Genomic DNA, 23,704 nt, shown 5'->3' with positions numbered 1-23,704 from the left:
AGTTCATCACCTCTTCCTCTACTTTAGTAGATTTTTCCTGAATGCTGTTATAGTATATCGATAACGAGTTAACGATAAATTCGATAACATATTTGCGTGCAAAGGAGCCTCCTATGGATCTCGGAAACCTGGAAGTATTTCTTGCCATCCATCAGCACGGTTCGATCAATCAAGCGGCCCAGTCTCTCTACCTCGCTCAATCCACGGTCACACACCGGCTGCAGCAGTTGGAAAAACATGTGGGCGGCCCCTTGTTCATCCGCTCCAAATCGGGGGTAAGCCTCTCTTCGCTCGGCCGCAGGTTTTACCCGGTGGCGAGCGCCATGCTGGAGCAGTGGCAGATGTTCCACAAGCAAAACCAGCTGGAAGAGACGCTTTCGATCGTGGCCGGAAAAGCATTTGCTTCCTATGAGCTGCCGCGTTTATTGGGGGCCTATAGCCGCTCCCATCCCGCGTTCACCTGTTATGTAAGATCCACGCTTTATGAGGAATCGGTTCATGCGCTTTTGACCGGATCTGCGGACATCGCCTTTCTCGGACATGAAGTCTATCATCCGCAGCTGGCGCAAATCTTTCTCCCTGCCGATCGGATTCTGCTCGCGGTCTCACCGAAGCATCCCTGGGCTGCGGAATTCCCGGGATTTCAAGCATGGGGGAATCAACCGACGATCGCTTTCAGCAATAAAACAGCCCCATACCGCCAACGGGTTGACCGCTTTTTGGCTGAGCATGGGGTGTATCCGCGAGTCATGATGGAATTGGACAGTTTTCGTGCTGTCAAACAAATGGTGATGCAAAACCTCGGGGTTACTTTGCTGCCAGAGCGGACCTTTTTGCAGGAGAGAGAAACGGGCAGCCTTGTGGCCCATGATATCGCCGAGGGCACATTAACGCGACCGACCCTGATCTCCTATCCCCATCATAAAACCAATGACCCTCGCTTTATGCAATTTGTCGATTGGATCATTGCCCATTATCCGCAACCCGCTGCAACGTGATCATCGCGATTTGTGGCGGACATAGGAATCGGACGGGCATCAAGGTCGTTCCCACTCCCCTGCTTGTAAATACCTGCAAACCGCTGCCCCCAGCGTCATAGTACCCATCAGGATAGAGCGAACCAAGCTGCGGGACTAGCAGATGGCCTACGACAGGAAGCCGTACTCGTCCGCCATGGCTATGACCAGACAGCTGGAGGTCAATCGGATAGGCGGCGGCGGTGCTGGCGTAATCAGGCTCATGCGCCAGCAAGATTTTGCAAGCAGCCTCCGGAATTCCTTCCAGAGCCTCTTCCAGCTGCGGATCGCCATACAGCACGTCATCTACTCCCAGAATGTACAGCCTTTCTTTCGCTCTGCTGACAGCCGCATGCTGATTGCGCAGCACACAGAATCCCGCCTGCTTCCACGCCTGGATGACCGCCATTGCATCAGTCCGGTAATCGTGGTTTCCAAGGACCGCAAATTTTCCGGCAGGGGCTTTCAGATTCTGCAAAAACGGCATCGCTTCCTCGAGTGAGTTTACATCCTTGTCGACAAGATCCCCTGTAAAACAGATCAGATCGGGTTCACAAGAAGTAATGGTTTCCACCAGACGTGTCAATCCGACTTCATCCAGATAGTGACCCACATGCAAATCTGTGAAATGACAGATCCGAAAACCTTCAAAAGAATGCGGCAAACGCGGCAGCGAAAGCTTCATCTCATGGACTTCCAATCTGTCTCTTTCCGGGAAAAACGCGAAAATGCCAATGCGATCCAGCCATTTCCCGATGAGTTCCAATACCAATTTGCCTAGCTTTGGGTCATCTTGCTTCATACCCGTTTGCTACCAGGTCGAGCTTTCCTGTCACCGGATCAATAATCAGACCATGCACCGGTATATCCTTGGTAATCAGCGGGTGGTTGCGTATCATGTCTACGCTGTTTTTCACGCTATCGGTCACATCATTAAAGCCACGCAGCCATTTGTCCAAATGAATGCCTGAGTTTTTCAGCACATCGATCGTTTCCTGCTGAACCCCCCGCGCAATGACTTTATTTAAAAATGCTTCCGGATTAATGGCGCTCATCCCACAGTCGTAATGTCCCACGACCAGTACCTCATCTGCATTCAGCTCATAGATTGCCACCAAAATACTGCGCATCACACTGCCAAACGGATGTGATACGATTGCACCCGCGCTTTTCACATGTTTGAAATCTCCATTCCGCAAATCCATCGCTTTTGGCAGAAGCTCCACCAAGCGCGTATCCATGCAGGACAAAACGACAATGCGCTTACCTGGAAACTTGTCTGTCTGATATTTTTCATATTCTCGATCCGCTACAAAATGTTCGTTAAACGTCAAAATGGATTGCAGCATGCTCATGTACTCCACCGTCCTTTTGTCTTTATGTATAGGCAAAACCAATCGAGATCATAACCTTTATAGATTGGACTTATCACATCACCTCTGTTACAACAAGATCAACAAGTTGAAAAGGATGATGACAAATGAGCCAATCAGACAAGATGTGGGATGCCACTACCTATGATAACAAATTGTCGTTTGTTTCCGAACTAGGAAAAAACATTTTTGAGCTTTTGGAAGTGCAAAAAGGGGAAAAAGTACTAGATCTCGGGTGCGGGACAGGTGACTTGGCGGCTATTATTCAAGATCGCGGGGCATTCGTGCACGGGATTGATATGTCTGAATCCATGATCCAGCAAGCTCGCCAAAAATATCCTTCTCATACCTTCAGCGTGGCCGATGCGCAGACCTTTTCCACGCCTGAGCAATATGATGCGGTCTTTTCAAACGCAGCACTCCATTGGATGAAACAACCGGAACAGACCATCGCATCGATCTGGATGACGCTGCGTTCAGGCGGGCGGTTCGTCGCCGAATTTGGCGGCAAAGGGAACATCCATGCCGTGTACCAAGCGGTTGTCCATTTTTTTGAAAGACACGGTATGGATGCTGTCGAGCGTAATCCGTGGTATTTTCCGACAATTGGAGAGTATAGTGGTTTGCTTGAAGGGCAGGGGTTCCGGGTTACTTATGCGCGCCACTTTGACCGACCTACCCCGCTGGCTGGCGGTGAGCAAGCCATCATTCATTGGCTGAATGTCTTTGCCGCTCCTTTTTTTACGGACTGTACCGCTCAAGAAAAGAGCCAAGCGTTCGAGGAAATTGCTTCAGCATTAGAAGCGTCTTTATATCGGGAAGGACAATGGATCGTGGATTATAGCCGCGTACAGTTTATCGCGTATAAGCCGTAGGCAGCATCTACCTACTGCATGAGCAGCAAATATGCTGACCACATTAGAACCCACCCCACAACCGGTACCACAAATGATAGCACCCTTAGCTGGAGTTTGTTTTCATATAAAAACAAAATGGGTAAATAGGGGATCGAGCAAACAATCAAGAAAAAAATAATAGGGCTAACAAGCGACCGTCCTGTATTTTCTGAAGAGTAAGCCGCCAGCATGATCGCAATGGGTGACAATAGCAATGCAAGGATACTGGATAAGGCTAGTTTATTTTTCAGTTGTTTGGTAAGCATTTCCATCGCCTCACTGACCTTTGAACCAAACTCTCTTCATTGGTAAATCGGATATGTGGTTATATTGTAACATTTACTTTTACAGAATTGCTACAAATTTCCTAATCAATTACCAATTATGCAAGGGCTTTTCTTCCTTTCCAGTGGAATAGAAGCCCTTTTTTGGCATCAGTCAACACTCTTCATAAGCTCCTGCCATCATGGGCAAATTATTGTAAACAGGCTTGCGGCTGTGCGGTCGCAATAAAGGAGTTGTTTGTTTTGAGTGACCGACAAATGGATGCCTTAATGAAGCTTAATTACATGCAGGATAAGCTTACCAATGCCTGGCTTGATTATTGGCAACGTTATTCAGTTGGAACCTGGCAGTTTTGGCTCAACATGCTTATCCTGCTTCTCCCTTTGGTGATCCTCTACTTTGCCTTAGACAGAAGACGCGCTTTGCTCTTGGGCTTTTATGGATATAGCGTACATGTCATTTTTACCTACATTGATGGCTATGGAACCAGTCATTCTTTGTGGAGCTACCCTTTTAAGACGCTTCCCGGACCAATGAGCTTTGCCCTAGATGTTTCTTTTATCCCCATCGCTTACATGCTCGTCTATCAATGGACAATCCGGCATGGCAAAAATTATTATTTGTTTGCGACCGTCCTGAGCGGGTTTCTGGCCTTTGTGTTTAAACCTGCTTTGGATAGTATGGGAATGTTTCTTTTACATAAAGGTACCACTTTCCTCCATTTATTTTTAGGCTATATCGTCCTTACGCTAACATCAAAATGGGTGACGAATCTGTATCTGTACCTAATGAAAGACCATGACCCGTTTTGGTTCCGGGGTTTGAAGACTTCTCTGCGCCGAACATTTCAAGGGAAAATCAAGGCGAGATGACATATTCGATAAAAAATACCACTTGCTTATGGTTCACGAAGAACTCATAACCAAGTGGTATTTGTGTCATTTGACAATTCTGGTGGCTATGGACCGTCAGCTCACCTTATGCTCAATCCGCAGCTTATCCGCCACCATTGCGATGAATTCGCTGTTGGTCGGCTTCGCTTTTGTATTGGAGATGGTGTAGCCGAACAGATTGGAGATCGAATCGAGATTACCGCGTGACCAGGCCACTTCGATCGCATGGCGGATCGCCCGCTCTACGCGGCTTGCCGTGGTGTTGAATTTCTTCGCGATGTCCGGGTAGAGGACCTTCGTGATCGAACCCAGCAGCTCCACGTCATTGTATACCATCGTAATGGCTTCACGCAGATACAGGTAGCCCTTGATATGAGCAGGTACGCCGATCTCATGAATGATGTTGGTGATGGAAGCATCGAGGTTGCGTCCTTTGACCGCCAAGTTGGAAACCGGCTTCATGGTGGACACAAAAGGAACCGATGCTTTGCTGCTCATGATCTGGCGAATACGTTGGGCAAGAATCTCCATGTCAAATGGTTTCAGAATATAATAGGCGGCCCCCAGCTCCACTGCTTTCTTAGTGATTTCCTCTTGGCCGAAAGCAGTCAGCATGATGATTTTCGGTTGTGGAGAGAGGCGCATCGCTTGAATTTGCTCCAAGACTGCCAAGCCATCCAGATGAGGCATGATTATATCCAAGATCAGGATATCAGGAACTCGATCCTGCAGATACTTTATGACATCGTTGCCATTATAAGCGACACCCACAACTTCCATATCACTTTGATTGCTCAAATACTCTTCCAATAAACTTACAAAGTCACGATTGTCATCCGCCAAAACAATTTTAATCCGGCTCAAAATAACTTCCTCCTTACAATCCTGGTCGTCTGCGTTACACCGAAAAACGGTTCACTCGTTTTCTGCTCCATTTCAGATGAAAAGACTTTTGAGGTTGGACCTAAGATGTTATGGAAAATGATTGCCTGATAGCCTTCTCAACTTTCCTCGTAAAAGGATTCGACAAGCCAAAAGCAGTTCCTGCCAATGACGAAAGATTGCATGATTTTTCTCACATTTCGACAAAAAAAGCGGCCGTCCAACAAAAGGGACGGCGTAATCCAGCTATGCTGCTTCTTCATTGGCCTTTTGTGTCGAGGGCGACTGGCGGACGGGGATGCCGGCGTCTTGGAGCATCCATTCGATGAAACAGCCGTAGCCCGAGGTAGGATCATTGACGAATACATGGGTCACCGCCCCTACCAGCTTGCCATTTTGGATGATCGGGCTGCCGCTCATTCCTTGTACGATGCCGCCTGTTCGCTCCAGCAATCGTTTATCGGTGATCTTGATGATCATCCCTTTGGTTGCTGGGAAATGCTGCTTCACCACATTGACGATTTGGATATCGAATTCCTCTACCTTTTGGCCATCGACGACCGTCAAGATTTTTGCCGGCCCTTCTTTGACTTGTTCGGCCAAGGCTACGGGGATCGCGTCCTGATATACGCTGCGCTTTGGTTTTGTTTTCATCCGGCCGAATATCCCAAATGGCGTGTTTTTGGTAATGTTGCCGAGCACTTCACTTTCATTGTAAAAACGGGCAAGCTTTTCACCAGGATTGCCGCTCTCGCCTTTTTCAATGGAAGTGACACTCGCCTGGACAATCTGTCCGTCTCCCACTACGATGGCTTGTCCCGTATCCATATCCGAGATGACATGACCCAGTGCTCCATACGTCCCCGTTTTTGGCTCATAAAAGGTCAGAGTACCCACGCCAGCCGCTGAATCGCGGATATACAGACCCATGCGGTATTCCTGATCCTTTTTGTCCTTGGCCGGCATCAAGGTTAAGCTCAGCTTTTCCTTTCCACGCACAACCAGCAACTGCATTGGTTCATTTTTTTGTCCGGCTTCATTGACCATTTTTTTGACATCGTTCATATCATTGATGTACATATCGTTCATGCGAATGATCATATCCCCTACATGTATGCCAGAACGCTCTCCAGGGGAATATTTCTCTGTTCCCGAATCCACCAAATGATGTCCAACCACTAACACACCCGCTGTTTGCATTTTCACCCCGATTGATTGACCACCTGGTACTACCCGTAAGTCAGGCAACACGTTCACTTTCATCGCTTTGAGTGGGATATGGTGCCACTTTAGCTGTAGCTTTGCTTCTCCAGCCCTTTTGGGTTCGACGGAAAGCGGTTTGCTGAGGTCGACGGAAACTTCGCGAGCTTTGTTTCCGTTCACCGAAACGATTTCCGGATTACTATTCACCAGCGTTCCCATGACCGGCATCGAAACTTGCAACTGCTGCAAAGACCCCTCAAACAGACGCAATTCTCTCGGTACGGAAGAGAGGGTTTGAAACGGTGCTGACGTCACAGTCAGCGCTGTGATGAGCAAAAGCAGACATCCCATCCATTGTCTTCTGTATTGACGGATCACCAGCAATCACTCCTACGTTGCCTACCTACACCTGTCGTATGCCCTCCATATGGGTATCTATAATGTTGCCTGCAGGAAGCTGTATTATGTCAGTAAAATACGTTCAGGAACGTTTTTCCCAGATTAGAAAAATGGACGAGGCTTTTGTTCGCGCTGTAAGAGAAAGCCATTTACCGCGAAATCCATTATAATGGGATGTACTTGAAGCGAATCGAGGAGAAATACGATGAAACAAGGAAAAACGAACGCCATGCGGATCTTGGACAAAGAAAAAATCGCCTATACCATGCTGAACTATCGTACGGATGACGGAAAAATTGACGGGATCTCAGTCGCCCAAAAAATCGGGCGGGATCCTGGGATCGTATATAAAACGCTCATTGCGCAAGGAACCTCCAAAGCTTATTATGTCTTTGTGATCCCTGTGGAAGCGGAGCTTGACTTGAAAAAGGCCGCAAAAATCGTGGACGAAAAGAAAGTGGAAATGATTCCTGTGAAGGACCTCCTGCAGGTATCCGGCTATATTCGCGGCGGATGTTCCCCGATTGGCATGAAAAAAATGTACCCGACGATTATCGATGAACAGGCGAAAAACCTGGAAACCATCATCGTCAGTGGCGGAAGCATCGGCGTGCAAATCGAAACGCAGATTGAAAATCTTGTGAAGGCTGCAAAAGCCCGTTTTGCTGATGTCATCAAGGAGTAAAGCGGATGGGTGATGGGCAAAACAAAAAAAGCTGTCAACCTACGTTGACAGCTTTTCGTTGTTTCCCGAGAAGGATCATTTCCCGCGCGTGTTCAGCCGTTTTTTCGGTGACAGCCGCGCCTCCCAGCATTCTCGCAAGCTCCACCACTCGCTCTTCCTCGGAGAGGTAGAGCACGGATGTCGCTGTTTCCTGATCATTCATTTCTTTCTTGATATAAAAATGCGCATCTGCCAAGGAGGCGACCTGCGGCAGATGGGTAATGCACAGCACCTGCCGATTGACCCCGACCCGAGCCAACTTTTCGGCGATCGCTTGCGCAGCGCGGCCGCTCACTCCGGTATCCACCTCATCAAAGATCAAGGTGCCTACCTGCTCGGTATCAGCGAGGATCGTTTTAATCGCCAGCATCACCCGGGAAAGCTCCCCGCCGGATGCAATCTTGGCCAAGGGCCGGAGCGGTTCGCCCGGATTGGGGGAGATCATGAATTCCACCACATCCATCCCGTTTTCATCAACGTGGCAGCGGCTTCCTTCCACCTCAATCCCGTTTTCATCGGGGACCTGTCGCACTTCTATGGCAAATCGTGCACGCTCCATGTGCAGCTCTTTCAACTGCTGCTCGATCGCAGCGGCTAATTGCTTGGCGCACTCGCGGCGGATCATGCTCAACTCCATAGCTTCGACCGCGAGATCCGCTTCCAGCTCGCGGACCTTTGCTTGCAGCTGCTGCAAACGGTCATCGTAATGCTCGATCTCCTCCAGCTCGTCCTGGATGGCTGCCGCGTATTCCAGGATTTCGTCCACACTTTTCCCGTATTTTCGTTTTAACGTCTGGATGACATCCAAGCGGCGCTCCACTTCGGAAAGCTGCTCCGGATCGAAATCATAGCGGTTTTGGAATTGACGCAATTGATGGACCACATCTTCCACCTGGTAGTAAGCCGTCTGTACAGCCTCGATGATCGGAGCGAGATTTTCATCATACTGCTGTACTCGCTCCAGCTCACTCATCGCATGATTCAACCACTCTAATCCGCGCTGATCGCCGTTCAATGCTCGATAGGCCGCTTGCATACCCGCATATACTTTTTCGTGATGTGCCCATTTTTTGCGCTGACTCAGTAATTTTTCGTCTTCACCCGGCTGCAGCGAGGCTGCTTCAATCTCCCTCAGCTGATAGCTGAGCAAATCAACGCGATGCATCATTTCCCGCTCGTTTTTGGACATGCGCTCCAGATCTGCGCGCGCTTTGCGATAGGCTTGGTAAAGCACCGCATACTCTTGTTTGGCGGTGTGCAGCTGCTTTTCGCCAAAGGCATCCAGCCAGGTGATATGCTTGTCCGCTTGCAGCAACGCATGGGCATCGTGCTGGCCATGTACCGTCACCAGCCACGGACCGAGCTCCCGCAGCATCGCCAAGGTCACCAGTTGACCATTGAGACGGATAATGCTTTTTCCTTGTGCCGAAATATCCCGGCGAACCACCAGCATCCCATCCTGATCCACCTGGACGCCAAAACCCTCGCAGATTTGGATCGCGGGATGACCCGCCTTAAGCTCAAACAGCCCTTCTACCTCTGCCCGCTTTTCCCCGTAGCGGACAAAGTCCGTAGAGCTGCGTTCGCCCAAGAGCAAGCCCAAGGCATCGATGATGATGGATTTTCCCGCTCCTGTTTCCCCGGTCAGGATGTTTAACCCTTTGCGAAACGAGATGGTCACCTGCTTGATGATTGCAAAATTGCGTATGGTAAGCTCAAGGAGCATAACCTCACCCCACCCCTACAGCATTTCCGTGAAACGCTGTGTGACTTCTTGCGCGTACGCTTTGGAGCGGCAAATGATCAGGATCGTATCATCTCCGCTAATCGTGCCCAGCACTTCTGGCCACTGGGAGTTGTCAATCAACGCGGCAATCGCATTGGCGTTTCCGGGTAAAGTTTTCATGACGACCTGATTTTCCACATAATCGATGCTGACGAAGGTGTCCAGCAGCATCCGCTTCAGTTTGTTAACGGGATTTATTTTTTGCTCCGCCGGCATGGAGTATTTGTAGCGCCCATCCGGAAGCGGCACTTTCACCAGATGCATCTCTTTGATATCCCGGGAAACGGTCGCTTGCGTCACATTAAACCCGGCCTGCCGCAAACGGTCTACGAGATCATCTTGTGTTTCTACTTCGTGATTCGTAATGATATCACGAATGCGTATATGTCTTTGCCCCTTGTTCATTCCATCTACTCCCATTCACCGCGTAATTTTGTTCGGATTGCCGCAAAGAAGTGATCCTTTTCCCATTTGACCAATGGAGTCACATAAGGGGATGTAGAGACATAGATCTCATCTCCGCCCTCCAGACGGTATCCGAATTGTCCGTCAATCGACAAGCCCATTTCATTATGAATCGCGTCTACCTGTATCCGTATCACTTGGCTCGCCGAAAAAACGATTGGTCTGGCTGTCAACGAATGGGGCGCGACTGGCGTCAGAAGGATCATTTTCACATCCGGCGCGACGATCGGGCCTCCGGCTGACAGTGAATACGCAGTCGAACCTGTCGGACTCGATACGATCACACCGTCTCCGCTAAAGGTTGCTACATATTGGTCATCGATGGAAACGACACATTCGATAATCCGGCAGAAGGAACCTTTGGCGATGCCGATATCATTCATGGCGGTAAACGTGCCTAATGTTTCTCCATGGCGGATCAATGTGGCTTGAAGCATGCTTCTTTCTTCAATCCAATAGTCCCCGCTGAGCAGCTTATCAACAGCGTGAGGCAGATGCTCCGGCTCCGCCTGCGATAAAAAGCCAAGCGTCCCCAAATTGATGCCCAGTATCGGCAACGAGCATCCTGCCAATCTTCTTGCGATATCCAGCAAGGTGCCATCCCCGCCCAGGACGCACACCAAATCCATGTTTCCCCCAAAATCGGAGAGCGGCAACGCTAATTCGGGCCTGCCTACTCCGCTGGCGATGGTTTCCTCCAATACCACCCTGGCTCCCTTCTCCTCCAAAAGATACAGGAGATCACGGGCGACAATTCTGGCTTCCGGCTTTCCTCTATTCGCAACAATTCCAATTGTTTTCACATGGCCACCCCAAATAAGTAGGTTGCTTACTTTATACAATTATACAATTTCTCTTGCATAAAAAAAAAGCTTCTTGATCAATATTCTCTTTCTTTTTGTCCCAATCAGATATTGGAAAAAAACACTTCCGCCCCAAAATGACGGAAGTGTTCATGTACACTATGCGTGCTGTGCTTTTGTTACTTCAAGGATTGATGGGCATCTGCCACAATCTTTTCCATCTGGGAAAGCCAGTAGGCGGTTTCCGCTTCGGTGGGGACCGCTTTTTGCAAATGGAGGAGAAATTCAATGTTCCCTTCTCCGCCCGTAATCGGGGAAAAGCTGACACCACGTACAGCGAGTCCGATCGAAGCCGCGTAACCCGCGATCCCCTGCAGGACCTCCACATGTATATCCGGATCACGGACAATGCCGTTCTTTCCAACCTTTTCTTTTCCCGCCTCAAATTGCGGTTTAACGAGGGCGACAACTTGTCCACCATCCTGTAAAAACCGCTGCAGAACAGGCAGGATCAGCTTTAAGGAAATGAAGGAAACATCGATCGAAGCCATATCTGGTTTTTCATAGGGAAACGCATCCGGATCCAGATGGCGGAAATTGGTGCGTTCCATGACGACGACTCGCTCGTCCTGCCGCAATGTCCAAGCAAGCTGACCATAGCCCACATCGATGGCATATACCTTCTTTGCCCCATGCTGGAGCGCGCAATCGGTAAATCCACCCGTCGACGCCCCAATGTCCATCATGATTTTGTCTGTCAGATCAATGTCAAACTCGCGTATCGCTTTTTCCAGTTTCAGTCCGCCGCGACTAACATACGGATGAATGTCCCCTTTGACCGTGATCGCGACATCCTCGGAAAATTTGGTACCCGGCTTGTCACAGCGATCACCGGCAACGATCACCAGTCCGGCCATGACCGCCGCTTTGGCCTTTTCACGTGTCTCATACAGTCCACGTTCAACCAATAAAACATCTAACCGCTCTTTTTTCATCTTATCAAGCCCTTCGTCTGCGCAGCGGCATCAACGCCCGTACTGTTGCCGCGATTTGTTCTGCAGTCAAGCCAACTTCCTGGCGCTGTTCCTTCACTGAGCCATGCTCGACAAAATAGTCAGGAATTCCGAACGGCCGCACCACGATGTCACGATAGCCGGACTGGGTCAAAAATTCGAGCACAGCGCTTCCAAATCCTCCCATGATCGAACCTTCTTCCACCGTGATCAGATCATAGCCGTCTTTCGCCAGCTGCAGCAGCAGTTCTTCGTCCAACGGTTTGCAGAAACGCGCGTTCACGAGCATCGGATTGTTCCCCTCGGCGCGCAGGATATCCGCCGCCTGCTCTGCGATCTCAAACACATGTCCAAAGGAAAGAATCGCGACATCTTTTCCGTCCCGTACCACTTCGGCTTTTCCGATCGGCAATACTTTCATCTCTTCGTCCATTTTGACACCGCGTACATTTAACCGTGGGTAGCGGTAGGAAATCGGCCCGCCTTCATAGGCAACCGCAGTCTTCATCATGTGCCGCAGCTCATTTTCGTCCTTCGGTGCCATGATGACCATATTCGGGATCGCTCTCATAAAGGCGATGTCGTACACCCCTTGATGGGTTTCCCCGTCTGCCCCGACAAGTCCGGCACGGTCAACCGCAAAGATTACCGGGAGCTTTTGTCGTGCCACGTCGTGGATCAGTTGATCGTATGCCCGCTGCAAAAATGTCGAATACACCGCATAGACCGGCTTTAGCCCTTGTGTGGCCAGTCCGGCACAAAACGTACAGGCGTGCTGCTCGGCGATCCCCACGTCAAACATCCGCTCCGGAAAGACATCGGCGAATTTCAGCAAGCCTGAACCTGCAGGCATGGCAGGTGTGACAGCCACGATCCGCTCATCTTCTTTGGCCAACTCGATCATCGTGTCAGCAAATACGGACGTATAGGTAGGCGCTGATTTTGCTGATTCTCCGGATTCGATTTTGTAGGTTCCAATACCGTGCCATTTGACAGAATCCGCTTCCGCTGGCGCATAGCCTTTTCCTTTTTTGGTAATCGCGTGAATCAATACAGGTCCTTTGGTATTTGAAGCTGTGCGCAAGGAGTCTAAAAGCAGATCTACATTATGGCCGTCAATCGGTCCGATATAGGTAAAGCCAAGCTCTTCAAACAGGACGCCTGATACGAGCAGATATTTCATGCTGTCCTTCAGACGCTCCGCGAAATGGGCAAGCTTGCCGCCTACTGCCGGAATCGCTTTTAACAGGCTTTCAAGCTCGTCCTTCGTGCGCTGGTAATTGTTGGTAGCACGTAATTTGCCCAAATAATTATGAAGCGCTCCCACGTTCGGTGCGATCGACATTTCATTATCGTTCAAAATCACGATCACATTTTTTTGTTCATGGCCAATGTGATTCAAGGCTTCCAGCGCCATGCCTCCGGTCAGTGCTCCATCACCGATGACCGCCACGACATGATTTTTTTCCTTTTTCAGGTCACGGGCTGCCGCCATCCCCATCGCTGCGGATAGGGAGGTGCTGCTGTGTCCGGTCTCCCAAACATCATGCGGGCTTTCATTCATTTTCGGAAAGCCGCACAATCCTTTGTATTGACGCAGGGTGGAGAAAAGATCCTTGCGTCCTGTCAGCATTTTATGTACATATGCTTGGTGTCCCACATCCCAGATCAATTTATCCTTGGGGCTGTTGAACACATAATGCAAAGCTAACGTTAATTCTACGACGCCAAGGTTTGGCGCAAGGTGGCCACCCGTCTTGGAGAGGTTTTCCACCAAAAAGGTGCGTATTTCCTGTGCCAGCTGTGGAAGCTGCTGGACTTTACATTTTTTCAAATCTTCTGGGCTGTTGATCTTCTCAAGCAACATGAGGGTCCCCCACTTTCACAAAACTGCATGAGGTTCACGCTTGATTCATTATAAACGACTCTGGTGCAAAACTCCACTTGTTCATGAAAATCTGCCCAAGCCGAGTCAGCACAACGAAAAAGATGGCCTCACCAACCAGAGGCCATCTCCAAAAACTTCCATTATTTGGTACGTTCTTTCACGTAATCAGCCAATTGCATCAGTCCTGGGTGAGCAAGCTTCGCTGCGATCAAGACATCCTTCGCTTCCGTAATCAGGCGGTCCAGATGTGTTTTCGAATATTCCAGTCCTTGTAACGAAGGGTAGGTCGCTTTCTGGCGATCCGCATCACTGCCTACCGCTTTGCCGAGAAGCTGGGCATCTCCCTCAACATTCAAGATATCGTCCTGGATCTGAAACCCCAATCCAATGCAATGGCCGTATCGGTTGAGAGCGTCCAGCTGTTCCTCGGTTGCTTCCCCCAACAGACCCCCGCCGCGCAAAGCCGCCACCAGCAGATCACCCGTTTTATGCTCATGGATGTATTCCAGCTCCGCTAAGGAAAGCTGGCGTCCTTCCCCTTCGATATCCGCCATTTGGCCGCCAACCATACCGCGAGCCCCAGCTCTCTTGCCTAACTCCGCAATCAAGGAAACGGTCGTCGCAGGACTCACCTCAGGATGCTGTCCATAGCTTTCAGCAATGTACCCGAAAGCACGCGTCAAAAGCGCATCACCAGCCAGAATGGCAGTAGCTTCCCCGAACACGATGTGATTCGTAGGTTTGCCGCGTCGCAGTGCATCATCATCCATCGCTGGCAGATCATCATGTACGAGCGAATACGTATGAATCATTTCCAAAGCCACAGCATAGGGGATTCCACGTTCGAGCGGCTTGTCCAGCGCTTCCAATACAGCCAGCACCAGCACGGGGCGAAGACGCTTCCCGCCAGCCATCAATGAGTATGACATGGACTCATATAAACGAGCTGGCACTCCCTCTTTTTCCAGCGCCGGCACGAGGTGTCCCTCAATGATGTCAATTTTCTCTTGTAAATACTGATCGAAGGACTGCTGCATCAAGATTCGCCCTCCAAGTGAAACGCCTTCTGCTTCACCTGGCCGTCCTCTTCCAAGATCTGCGAAATCTTAGTCTCGATGTTTTCCAGTTTTTGAGCGCAGACACGGGACAATTGTACGCCTTCCTGATAAAGCTCCAACGCTTCTTCCAGCGGAATATCTCCTTCTTCGAGACGGCGTACGACTTCCTCCATGCGCTTCATCGCTTCTTCAAACTGCATCGGGTTTTCCGCTTCTGTTTTTTTGCGTGCCATCGGCCTTCACCTCTCCTGCTAGTTCCGTTACCTCTGCAGCAATGCTGCCATCTTTTAATCGTACCACGAGCGTATCGCCGATCGCAAATTGCTCCTTCGATTTCATCAGCTGCCCGTCCTTGTATACCAAGGAATAGCCGCGGTCCATGACTCGCAATGGACTGAGCGCATCGAGATGCGCCATCTGTGCCACCCATTTCGCTTTTGCCTCAGAAAGCCTGCGGTCGAGCTTCTGTGTCATTTGCGTGCGGAGACGTGTCAATGTTTCCCGCTTTCCATCTACGCGCTCTTTCAGGCGAATTCGCTGGAGGGACCCGCTCGCATGGGTAAACCGCTCTTTTTTGCGAGCATGGAGCTGCTTGATTCCTTGGCGCAAGCGGATTTGCAACGAATCCATGCGCTGCTGGGCTTCCTCCAGTCGGCGCTGCGGTTGTCTCATGGCATACGAATCCCGCAAGCTCGTCAGCCGTTTCCTTTCACCGTCGAGCCTGGTGCGCATCGAGCGGTGCAATCGCAAGTCTACCTGTTTGAGCCGCTCCAACCATTCCAGGTAGTGAGGAACAGCCAATTCTGCCGCTGCCGTCGGCGTAGCCGCTCGGATGTCCGCTACAAAATCGGCAATCGTAAAGTCCGTTTCATGACCAACCGCCGATATGACCGGGATCCGGGAGGCTGCGATCGCCCGGGCAACGATTTCCTCGTTGAACGCCCATAATTCCTCGATGGAACCCCCGCCGCGCCCCACGATCAGGACATCGACTTCTTGATGCTGATTGATCAAGCGAAGTGCAGAGACAATCGAAGCCGGGGCATCCACCCCCTGTACAATTGCAGGAGCGATCACGATCTCTGTCTGCGGAAAACGGCGGCGAATCGTCGTGCAAATATCACGAATAGCTGCGCCTGTCGGGGACGTAATCACGCCTACCTTTTTCGGAAACAAGGGCAGCGGCCGCTTCCGTTCCTGAGCAAACAGACCTTCACCCTCCAGCTTTGCCTTCAATTGCTCAAAGGCCAAATAGAGGGATCCCAGACCGTCTGGCTGCATCTCCCTCGCGTACAGCTGATAAGTACCGTCACGTTCAAAGGCAGAAATGGAACCACGCACGAGTGCCTTGGTTCCATCCTTCGGGATAAATTTCAGAAAACGATTGTGACTGGCAAACATCACAACCTTGATCTTTGCGTCACGGTCTTTGAGCGTAAAGTACATATGCCCGCTCGTATGATGGACAAAGTTGGAGATTTCGCCGCGGATCCATATATCTGACAATCGTTCATCTTTTTCCAGGACGTGCTTGATCCAGCGGTTGCATTCCGCGACGGACCATATCTGGTTCGGCTTCATCGTTCATCCCTTCAATCTACGTTTTCGATCTGTTTCGCCGCTTTGACTGTGTTTTTCAACAGCATCGTAATCGTAAGCGGTCCCACGCCTCCCGGTACCGGGGTGATCCAGCTGGCTTGATCCAACACCTCATCGAAGCGTACATCGCCGACCAGCTTGCCAGCCTCATTGCGATTTACGCCAACGTCGATCACTACCGTGCCTGGAGATACGTGCTCTTTGCCGATGAGGCCTGCTCTTCCAACCGCGACGATCAAGACATCCGCCTGCTTCGTGATGGCGGTCAGATCCTGCGTATGGGAATGGCAAATGGTCACGGTCGCGTGTTCCTGCAGCAGAAGCAGCGAGACGGGCTTACCCACGATGTTGCTCCGGCCAACGACTACGACACGCTTCCCTTTCAGGCTTGTACCGGTCCGTTTGATCAACTCGATGATCCCTGCTGGTGTGCAGGAAACAAACGTATCATCACCAATCATCAGTTTCCCGATATTGATCGGATGAAAGCCATCTACATCCTTGCGTGGATCGATCGTTTCGATCACCGCTTTTTCTTCGATTTGCGGAGGCAAAGGCAATTGCACCAAAATACCATGAACGTTCGGATTTTGATTCAAACGCTCGACTGTGTCCAAAAGCTCCTGCTGCGAGATCGTGTCGGGCATCCGAATCACTTCCGAACGCATCCCCACTTCTTCACAGGCACGCATTTTTCCCGTTACATAGGATTGTGACGCGGGATCTTCGCCTACCAAAACTACGGTCAATGCTGGCGTGACGCCTTTCTCCTTCAGCCTGTCAACTTCCTTGGCAATGTCGGCCCGAATATCTTGTGCGACTTCTTTTCCACTCAGTATGGTTGCCAAAACGGCTCCTCCTCCACTTCGTTTGTCTGTCCTTAGTCTATCGGAAAGCTGCTGTCGGTGTAAAGGCGATTTTCGGATTTTCACCGCTTTCATTCCATTTTTAGGGAAATATTTGACAAAACGTTAAGAAAAAAGCTGCCCCGCTCAGTCATGCTTCTGACTTGGAACAGCCAACCAAATGCCATTTTTCTAGGGAGTGAACTTGGCAAACACTTAGCTCTTTCGTAAGGAAAGACCTATGACCGCTCAAGTCGATTTTCCTGTTTTTTACACATTATGTATGGTGCTGCATCCAGCCCAACATCGCGACCCCGTAGGCATTATCGCCCGAATAGACCGGATCACAAAAGAAGAGCTTGGCACCGACAGCCGGATGTTCCAAGCGCTTGACCAGCCGCTCTCGGATGTACTGATTGGCTGCAACACCACCCACGATCAGTATTTCCTCAGGATAGCCCGCTTCCCGCGCATTGCGCAACACTTTTTCCAACGTATTGGCGATGCATTGCTCCGTAGCACGCGCGATCTCCGCAGGCCTCACCTGCTTCTGCGCAATGGTACGCAGCAACGAGGCTTCTGGTCCGGAAAAGCTGAACGTCAGATCTTGCACCGAGGAAGGCACACGATATTCACCGACTGCCGATTGAGCCAGCTTCTCCAAAGCCGGCCCTGCCGGAAACGAGAGCCCGAGCGCCACGCCAACACGATCAACCAGCTGACCGGCATGTAGATCCTGGGTTCCCCCAACTTTCTCGATCGCATAGCCATGCTGCTGTCTGGTACAGAGCAGCAATTCGCTGGTCCCTCCGGATAGATGGACCGCTAGGAAACGATCCTGCTTGGGCTTTTCCACGGATGTGTATTCACCCGCTGCGATGTGACCTTCCTGATGTGTCGTCAAGTACAAGGGCACTTTTTGAAACACGGACAGCGATTTTCCGAGTCCTTCCCCCACTTTAAACACCGGCATATAGGAGCCGTCGACCGGACGCGGCTTTTCACTCGCACATACGCCGACAATCTCCCATTCGGCTAGGGACATCTCCTCACTCAGCTCCGGGAGATTCATGACATGCTGAAAGACGGCTTCCGATTGCTGCAGCCCGCGCTTTCCCTCCTTCACGCGAAGCAGGCGTTTCGCTTCTGCTACAATCTGTCCGTCTTTTGTGGCGAGACATAAGGATGTACGGTAATTGCTTGTATCGATTCCCAGTATTACCTTTGTCATGGCTGCCCCCTTTTTACGCTTCGGGGGTTTCCATGGCTTGCAAATAGCTGGACAGGACGCCATTTACAAAACGGTAGGATTGATCGTCGCTAAAGAGCTTGGCCAATTCAATCGCTTCGTTCACGACGACTTTCTTCGGAATTTCTTGTTCATACATCAGCTCGAAAAAAGCCAACCGCAAAATCGCCCGGTCTACATTGGCAATCCGGTCGAGCTGCCAGCCGCGCAAATATTTGCTGATTTCCTGATCGATTTGCGGAAGATGCGACAAGGTTTCTTCGATGAGCCGCTTCATATATGCATTGTCGGCTCCTTGCTCCTCTTCCATCACCATGGAAATGGCATCTTCCAAATTTACTTCTGCCATGTCAATTTGAAACAGGCACTGTACTGCTTTTTCCCGTGCTGTTCTGCGTTTCATGTCCGTTTCACCTACTATTTAAATTTCCCAGGTAAAATGCGATCCAGGATGTCGCGTAAATCTTCTTTATGGTCCAGTTTCCGACCGAGATAAAATCCGGTGGAAATAAAGACGAGAAACACAAGCGTATCCCAGAAGCCCACCAGCAAATACAAAAGCCCAAAGAAAAAACCGGCAGCCACTCCCAGTAGTTTCCCCTTATGCTCCCATAAAATCTCCCACATCATCGATTTCACCTTCTAACCTTCTACTCTACCCGTCTGGTGCGGATGGAAGCCTGTTCGGAATTCGCTACTTCAGTCACGACAACTGCCACCTCGGTGATTTCTACGCCCGCGATTAATTCTACCTGTGTCTTGACATCACTCTGCAGCTTGTGCGTCATTTCCGGAATCGGCGTCTCTCCGTCGACCGATACGCGAAGGGAAATGATGTTGCCGCTCTCCAAAGCCTTCACGGCCGTTTTCAAATCACGCACGCCTTTGACTTTGCGAGCAGTGCGTTCTGCAATCGTTTGGATCGTTTGCAGCGTAATATTAATTTCCCCAAATTCGCTGCGTTGGCGAATTCCTTTTTCCGTTTTCGGTTTGCGGTAGGAAAACGCGCTGAAAAAGAAGCGCAGACTGATGATCAAAAAGATGATCGCGACAACCAGATAAGGGATATTGGGACCATACCCGGTATAGATCTGCTGTACAAGCGCTTGGGCATATGAAGAAGGGATGACTTGCAAGGCAAGACCGATGCCTGCAGCGGATAGGATGATTAATGCAAAACTGTAGAGGGTCAAGATAAAACGGTCAAACAAGTTCATTCTTCTCTCTCCTTCGCCAATGGGCTCGAAAAGAAGAGCCGCCTTTCAAACGTCTCTCATATGAGGAAAATGCCCCCGGGAAGTGGGGGCATGATCAATCATAGGAAACGGACTCGTCGGGAGGACACCTCTACCGGACCCGATGATACTCCTCTGCTGCTGAAGCCGGTGCTGGCTGCGCTTTTTCTTCCGCTTTCAGCTCCACATCGATGATATGTACATTGACTTCAACCACCGACAATCCGGTCATGCTTTCAATTGCGTTGCGTACGCTGTCTTGAATGTTGCGCGCTACCTCCGGAATGCGGTGACCATATTTCACAATAATGGATACATCCACAGCCGCTTCACGGGAGCCAACTTCCACCCGTACCCCGCGCGCAATATTTTTTCGACCTAAACGTTCAGCTATATCTCCAACAAAACCACCGCTCATATGGGCTACGCCTTCCACTTCGGAAGCGGCCATCCCCGCGATGACTTCCAATACTTCGGGAGCGATTTGGACCTTACCAAGTTCGGTTCTCTCTAAGTCTGGAGTAAACTCTTCCATCATTCGCACCTCCCACTGGATTTACCTTCCATTATACCAACAGCCCTCTTGATTTACAAATGGCGAGACTACTGCTCATCCAGCTTCAATTCATACGTATCCAGGAATTTCGTATCGAAATGGCCGCTGATAAACACTTCATGCTCCATCATTTTCCGATGGAACGGGATCGTAGTCGAAATCCCGCCGACCACGAATTCATCAAGCGCACGCTTCATGCGGTCAATCGCTTCCTGGCGTGTTTTTCCCCATACGATCAGCTTCGCAATCATCGAGTCGTAATAAGGAGGAATGGAATATCCGCTGAATGCCGCGCTGTCCACCCGCACCCCAAACCCGCCTGGCGCCAAATATTCGGTGATGCGCCCAGGGGACGGCATGAAGTTTTTGGCAGGGTTCTCCGCATTAATCCGGCACTCAATCGCCCATCCGTTCAGCTTGACATCCTCCTGGGTAAAGGAAAGCGGATGTCCGGCTGCGACCATGATCTGTTCTTTGATCAGATCGATGCCTGTCACCAGCTCTGTGACTGGATGCTCTACCTGGATACGCGTATTCATTTCCATGAAGTAGAATTTGCCGTATTTATCCAGCAAAAATTCTACAGTTCCTGCTCCGTGGTAATTTACCGCTTTGGCAGCTGCCACAGCCGCTTCGCCCATTTGTCGGCGCAGTTCTTCGCTGAGCGCAGGCGATGGAGCTTCCTCGATCAGCTTTTGGTGGCGGCGTTGGATCGAGCAGTCGCGTTCTCCCAAATACACCACGTTGCCCTGCTTGTCACCCATCACCTGAATCTCTACGTGACGAGGGCCTTCCACGAATTTCTCCAGATACACGCCTGGATTGCCAAAGGCTGTTTTCGCTTCATTTTGCGCCTGGCGAATCGCTTTTTCCAGGTCTTCATCATTGACGGCAACGCGCATGCCGCGTCCGCCGCCGCCTGCTGTCGCCTTCACCATCACCGGATACCCAATTTCCCGGGCGGTTTGCACCGCTTCCGTGATGCTGTCGATCAGTCCTTCCGTTCCCGGAACGGTCGGCACGCCAGCCCGTTTCATCGTATCCTTCGCCGTCGATTTGTCACCCATTTTCGTAATGGACTCCGGATCTGGTCCGATGAAGGTGATATTACAAGCCGCGCAAATTTCCGCAAAGTCTGCGTTTTCCGCCAAAAAGCCGTAGCCTGGATGCACGGCATCCACCCCGACCTTGGTCGCGACACTCATGATATTGGCCATATTGAGGTAGCTTTCCTTGGAAGCTGTAGGGCCAATACAGTATGCTTCGTCAGCGAGCTTCACATGCAGCGCATCGCGATCGGCCTCCGAATAAACGGCGACCGACTGGATGCCCAGCTCCCGGCACGCGCGGATAATGCGGACAGCGATCTCGCCGCGGTTGGCAATCAATACCTTTTGAAACATCCCGCATTCCTCCGTTTTACTCTGGTTTGACCAAGAACAGCGGTTGGCCATACTCGACAAGCTGACCGTCTTCTACCAGCACTTTTACGATCTCGCCTGTTACTTCCGCTTCGATCTCGTTGAAGAGCTTCATCGCTTCCACGATGCATACAACCTTGTTAGGCACCACTTGATCGCCTGGTTGCACATATGCCGAAGCGCCTGGCTCTGGAGAGCGGTAGAAGGTTCCCACCATCGGGGAAACGATTTTATGGAACGCGCTTTCGTCCACTTTTGCTTCTGCCGGAGCTGCCGCTGCTGGAGCTGGCGCTGCCGGTGCAGGAGCCGGTTGTACTTCTGGTGCCGGTGCAGCCGCAACAGCAGGTGTCGCTACTACAGGTGCAGCAGCTTGAAATACGGCAGGAGCCGGCATTGCTGCCACTTCTGCATTTGCTTTTTTGATGGTCACTTTGGAACCATCCACTTCCAATTCAAACTCATGAATAGTCGATTGATCGATCAATTTGATAATTTCACGGATCTCATGAATCTTGAACACAACAAGCACTCCTTTGTCTGTGATTGTGATGGGTCACACCATGATCTCCAAGCTTTTGCTGGATCAGTAGGAGAAAATAAGAGCAGGTCATAAAGAAAGCTTTGCTCGATCAGGCTCTTGGCGCAGCCTTTGCGTGGCAAGTCCTTCTTTTCGACCAACATAATCATGGTAGCGGTTTGCCAGCACAACGTCAAGAAAGGATTTCCTCTCTTGACTTGGAGCACAAGGGAGAAAATCCTTTACCATCCTTCCCTAAAACTACTTATTTCATAATGCTTTGTACTGAACAGAAATATTTTTTCCGGGGACATTCAAGTGTTGCTTCACTTGAGCGATAATATCCACGACTTCTCCTGCTTCCAATTTATCCTTTTGCACAATCACGGTGACCTTATCTTTCAGTACGGATACCACCGCGTCTTTGTAGCCGCTAGCTTTCAGCATTTCTTCCACGGTAATCGTAGCCTGCTGAATGGTAGACAGCTCCTCGTGTCTCGCTTTCGCCTCCGCTACCGCTTGCGGGGTTGCCTCCGGATTCATCATGACCTGCATTTGCTCATCTTTTTCCTTTTCAATCATGGTGTCGCGATTCATTTTATATCCGGTGAATACATCGTTTGGTGTATCAGCCAAGACCGCAGCCTCTTGCTTTTCGGTACCTGTCGCTTGCTCTTCCGTGCTGGCTGTCGGTGTTTGCACGGTGATTGGCTGATTGTCCGTACCTGTCACTGCTCCTGCCGGTTGCTCGCTTTGCTTGGTTTCCACGATTACATTCGGGAATTCATCTACTTCCGTCTGCTGCTGCGATACGGACAGCTGATCTTGCGGCCCTTTCACCAGGTAATATCCGGAAAGCACGACCATCACTGCCAACATTGTCAAAAGCCATACTGTTTGTTTGCGTAATACCATTCTCATTACCCCCTAGCCTTTTTTTGGCAATACCGAAATTTTGTACATCGGCACTTCAAGTGCCCTTTGGATCGCTTCCGTAATCCACAACTTGACTTGGCTGTTGTCAGCCCCTTTCGCTACCACGACAACCCCCCTTACTTTCGGCTTCAAAGTTTTCAGGACGACAGGTTGTTCCTGCTTGCCGGAAATGATAATGGTCTCCTCATTGCGGGATTGCTCGCTTTGGTTGCGCGTCGCCTTCTCTTTGTCTGTTTCCTGAAGGTTGGTCGAGTGGGTCTCGGTATTCTTCTCCACGACAAGCTCGGGTGTGGAATCCAGATTGACAAATACCTCGACCTCCCCGACACCGACAACCGTCTCCAAAATATCCCGCAGTTGGGTCTCGTAGCGGTTCTCGTATTCGGCAATGATGTCATTTTGGCTTGACGGCCCCAATGCGGTAACGGCAGGAGGGTCACCGCCGTTTGCTTGGGTGACATCCGCACTATCTCCGAATCCGATCGGCACGTCCGGTTCTACCCGCAAAAAGTCGGTTACGATCATCAACGCGATCCCTATCCCGAGAAGCACGATCACGTAATGGATCGGCTTCAGCTTTTTTTCAGATCCATCGAGCTGCAACGCCTTTTTTAAGAAAGAAAACATCGTTTCACCTCTCCTCTGCCCGCCGCCAACATTTG

General features: G+C 50.5%; 26 protein-coding genes. 4 read left to right on the top strand and 22 right to left on the bottom strand.

What is annotated here, in order from left to right; all coding sequences use genetic code 11:
• Positions 1-113: 113 nt before the first annotated feature.
• On the top strand, positions 114-998 hold the full coding sequence (locus EIZ37_RS03630; protein ID WP_134683191.1) for a LysR family transcriptional regulator: 885 nt from the start codon (positions 114-116) through the stop codon (positions 996-998).
• Here EIZ37_RS03630 and EIZ37_RS03625 read toward each other — a convergent pair.
• On the bottom strand, positions 964-1,818 hold the full coding sequence (locus EIZ37_RS03625) for a metallophosphoesterase (RefSeq protein WP_134683190.1): 855 nt from the start codon (positions 1,816-1,818) through the stop codon (positions 964-966). The genes EIZ37_RS03630 and EIZ37_RS03625 overlap by 35 nt on opposite strands.
• The gene (locus EIZ37_RS03620; RefSeq protein ID WP_134683189.1) at positions 1,805-2,371 is read right to left on the bottom strand and encodes a beta-class carbonic anhydrase; all 567 of its coding nucleotides are present in this window, start codon (positions 2,369-2,371) and stop codon (positions 1,805-1,807) included. The genes EIZ37_RS03625 and EIZ37_RS03620 overlap by 14 nt, the downstream gene beginning before the upstream one ends.
• Before the next feature lie 125 nt (positions 2,372-2,496).
• Between EIZ37_RS03620 and EIZ37_RS03615 the strand changes: the two genes are divergently transcribed.
• Together EIZ37_RS03615 and EIZ37_RS03610 are read left to right on the top strand one after the other, a co-directional pair.
• A complete protein-coding gene (locus EIZ37_RS03615) occupies positions 2,497-3,264 on the top strand; it encodes a class I SAM-dependent methyltransferase (protein WP_134683188.1) in 768 nt (255 codons plus the stop codon).
• Between the two features lie 449 nt (positions 3,265-3,713).
• A complete protein-coding gene (locus EIZ37_RS03610; RefSeq protein WP_205683774.1) occupies positions 3,714-4,442 on the top strand; it encodes a CBO0543 family protein in 729 nt (242 codons plus the stop codon).
• 96 nt (positions 4,443-4,538) lie between these two features.
• Here the strand turns inward: EIZ37_RS03610 and spo0A are convergent, their stop codons facing one another.
• Positions 4,539-5,327, bottom strand: coding sequence for a sporulation transcription factor Spo0A (spo0A, locus tag EIZ37_RS03605; protein ID WP_134683187.1), 789 nt, complete (start codon positions 5,325-5,327; stop codon positions 4,539-4,541).
• A gap of 264 nt (positions 5,328-5,591) precedes the next feature.
• Entirely contained in the window at positions 5,592-6,926 is a 1,335-nt protein-coding gene (gene spoIVB / locus EIZ37_RS03600; protein WP_134683186.1) for a SpoIVB peptidase, read from the bottom strand.
• 226 nt (positions 6,927-7,152) lie between these two features.
• On the opposite strand from spoIVB, the gene ybaK reads away from it, so the two are divergent.
• The gene (gene ybaK / locus EIZ37_RS03595) at positions 7,153-7,632 is read left to right on the top strand and encodes a Cys-tRNA(Pro) deacylase (protein ID WP_134683185.1); all 480 of its coding nucleotides are present in this window, start codon (positions 7,153-7,155) and stop codon (positions 7,630-7,632) included.
• A 34-nt stretch (positions 7,633-7,666) separates the two neighbouring features.
• Here the strand turns inward: ybaK and recN are convergent, their stop codons facing one another.
• The 18 genes from recN to spoIIIAG all read right to left on the bottom strand — a co-directional run bounded on the left by recN (position 7,667) and on the right by spoIIIAG (position 23,669).
• Positions 7,667-9,397, bottom strand: coding sequence for a DNA repair protein RecN (gene recN / locus EIZ37_RS03590; RefSeq protein WP_134683184.1), 1,731 nt, complete (start codon positions 9,395-9,397; stop codon positions 7,667-7,669).
• A 15-nt stretch (positions 9,398-9,412) separates the two neighbouring features.
• Entirely contained in the window at positions 9,413-9,862 is a 450-nt protein-coding gene (ahrC, locus tag EIZ37_RS03585; protein WP_134683183.1) for a transcriptional regulator AhrC/ArgR, read from the bottom strand.
• 5 nt (positions 9,863-9,867) lie between these two features.
• Positions 9,868-10,725: an NAD(+)/NADH kinase gene (locus tag EIZ37_RS03580; RefSeq protein ID WP_134683182.1), complete on the bottom strand. Its 858-nt coding sequence runs from the start codon at positions 10,723-10,725 to the stop codon at positions 9,868-9,870.
• Positions 10,726-10,904: 179 nt separating this feature from the next.
• On the bottom strand, positions 10,905-11,720 hold the full coding sequence (locus EIZ37_RS03575; RefSeq protein WP_134683181.1) for a TlyA family RNA methyltransferase: 816 nt from the start codon (positions 11,718-11,720) through the stop codon (positions 10,905-10,907).
• Between the two features lie 4 nt (positions 11,721-11,724).
• Positions 11,725-13,605, bottom strand: coding sequence for a 1-deoxy-D-xylulose-5-phosphate synthase (gene dxs / locus EIZ37_RS03570; RefSeq protein WP_134683180.1), 1,881 nt, complete (start codon positions 13,603-13,605; stop codon positions 11,725-11,727).
• A 161-nt stretch (positions 13,606-13,766) separates the two neighbouring features.
• Positions 13,767-14,663 carry a polyprenyl synthetase family protein gene (locus EIZ37_RS03565; protein ID WP_134683315.1) on the bottom strand — a complete coding sequence of 299 codons (897 nt, stop codon included), beginning with the start codon at positions 14,661-14,663 and terminating at the stop codon, positions 13,767-13,769.
• On the bottom strand, positions 14,663-14,917 hold the full coding sequence (xseB, locus tag EIZ37_RS03560; RefSeq protein WP_134683179.1) for an exodeoxyribonuclease VII small subunit: 255 nt from the start codon (positions 14,915-14,917) through the stop codon (positions 14,663-14,665). The genes EIZ37_RS03565 and xseB overlap by 1 nt, the downstream gene beginning before the upstream one ends.
• Positions 14,874-16,265, bottom strand: a complete 1,392-nt coding sequence (xseA, locus tag EIZ37_RS03555) for an exodeoxyribonuclease VII large subunit (RefSeq protein ID WP_134683178.1) — start codon at positions 16,263-16,265, stop codon at positions 14,874-14,876. Before xseA ends, xseB begins: the two co-directional genes overlap by 44 nt.
• Positions 16,266-16,276: 11 nt before the next feature.
• Complete coding sequence (gene folD / locus EIZ37_RS03550) at positions 16,277-17,131, bottom strand: bifunctional methylenetetrahydrofolate dehydrogenase/methenyltetrahydrofolate cyclohydrolase FolD (protein WP_235827878.1); 855 nt, start codon at positions 17,129-17,131, stop codon at positions 16,277-16,279.
• Between the two features lie 274 nt (positions 17,132-17,405).
• Positions 17,406-18,359, bottom strand: coding sequence for a Kae1-like domain-containing protein (locus EIZ37_RS03545; protein ID WP_134683176.1), 954 nt, complete (start codon positions 18,357-18,359; stop codon positions 17,406-17,408).
• A gap of 13 nt (positions 18,360-18,372) precedes the next feature.
• Complete coding sequence (nusB, locus tag EIZ37_RS03540; protein WP_134683175.1) at positions 18,373-18,780, bottom strand: transcription antitermination factor NusB; 408 nt, start codon at positions 18,778-18,780, stop codon at positions 18,373-18,375.
• Positions 18,781-18,794: 14 nt separating this feature from the next.
• A complete protein-coding gene (locus EIZ37_RS03535; protein WP_134683314.1) occupies positions 18,795-19,007 on the bottom strand; it encodes a DUF2273 domain-containing protein in 213 nt (70 codons plus the stop codon).
• Between the two features lie 20 nt (positions 19,008-19,027).
• Positions 19,028-19,594, bottom strand: coding sequence for an alkaline shock response membrane anchor protein AmaP (gene amaP / locus EIZ37_RS03530; RefSeq protein WP_134683174.1), 567 nt, complete (start codon positions 19,592-19,594; stop codon positions 19,028-19,030).
• A 130-nt stretch (positions 19,595-19,724) separates the two neighbouring features.
• The gene (locus EIZ37_RS03525; protein ID WP_134683313.1) at positions 19,725-20,147 is read right to left on the bottom strand and encodes an Asp23/Gls24 family envelope stress response protein; all 423 of its coding nucleotides are present in this window, start codon (positions 20,145-20,147) and stop codon (positions 19,725-19,727) included.
• Between the two features lie 68 nt (positions 20,148-20,215).
• On the bottom strand, positions 20,216-21,571 hold the full coding sequence (accC, locus tag EIZ37_RS03520; protein WP_134683173.1) for an acetyl-CoA carboxylase biotin carboxylase subunit: 1,356 nt from the start codon (positions 21,569-21,571) through the stop codon (positions 20,216-20,218).
• Positions 21,572-21,587: 16 nt separating this feature from the next.
• The gene (gene accB, locus EIZ37_RS03515; RefSeq protein ID WP_134683172.1) at positions 21,588-22,109 is read right to left on the bottom strand and encodes an acetyl-CoA carboxylase biotin carboxyl carrier protein; all 522 of its coding nucleotides are present in this window, start codon (positions 22,107-22,109) and stop codon (positions 21,588-21,590) included.
• Positions 22,110-22,376: 267 nt separating this feature from the next.
• Positions 22,377-23,021: a SpoIIIAH-like family protein gene (locus tag EIZ37_RS03510; RefSeq protein ID WP_134683171.1), complete on the bottom strand. Its 645-nt coding sequence runs from the start codon at positions 23,019-23,021 to the stop codon at positions 22,377-22,379.
• A 12-nt stretch (positions 23,022-23,033) separates the two neighbouring features.
• Complete coding sequence (spoIIIAG, locus tag EIZ37_RS03505; protein ID WP_134683170.1) at positions 23,034-23,669, bottom strand: stage III sporulation protein AG; 636 nt, start codon at positions 23,667-23,669, stop codon at positions 23,034-23,036.
• Between the last annotated feature and the right edge of the window lie 35 nt (positions 23,670-23,704).

The sequence above is a fragment of the Brevibacillus migulae genome (genome assembly GCF_004521915.1).
Classification (GTDB): Bacteria; Bacillota; Bacilli; order Brevibacillales; family Brevibacillaceae; genus Brevibacillus_F; species Brevibacillus_F migulae.
The sequence above is the reverse complement of the archived record's forward strand: the minus strand, read 5'-3'. Positions and strand labels throughout refer to the sequence as shown.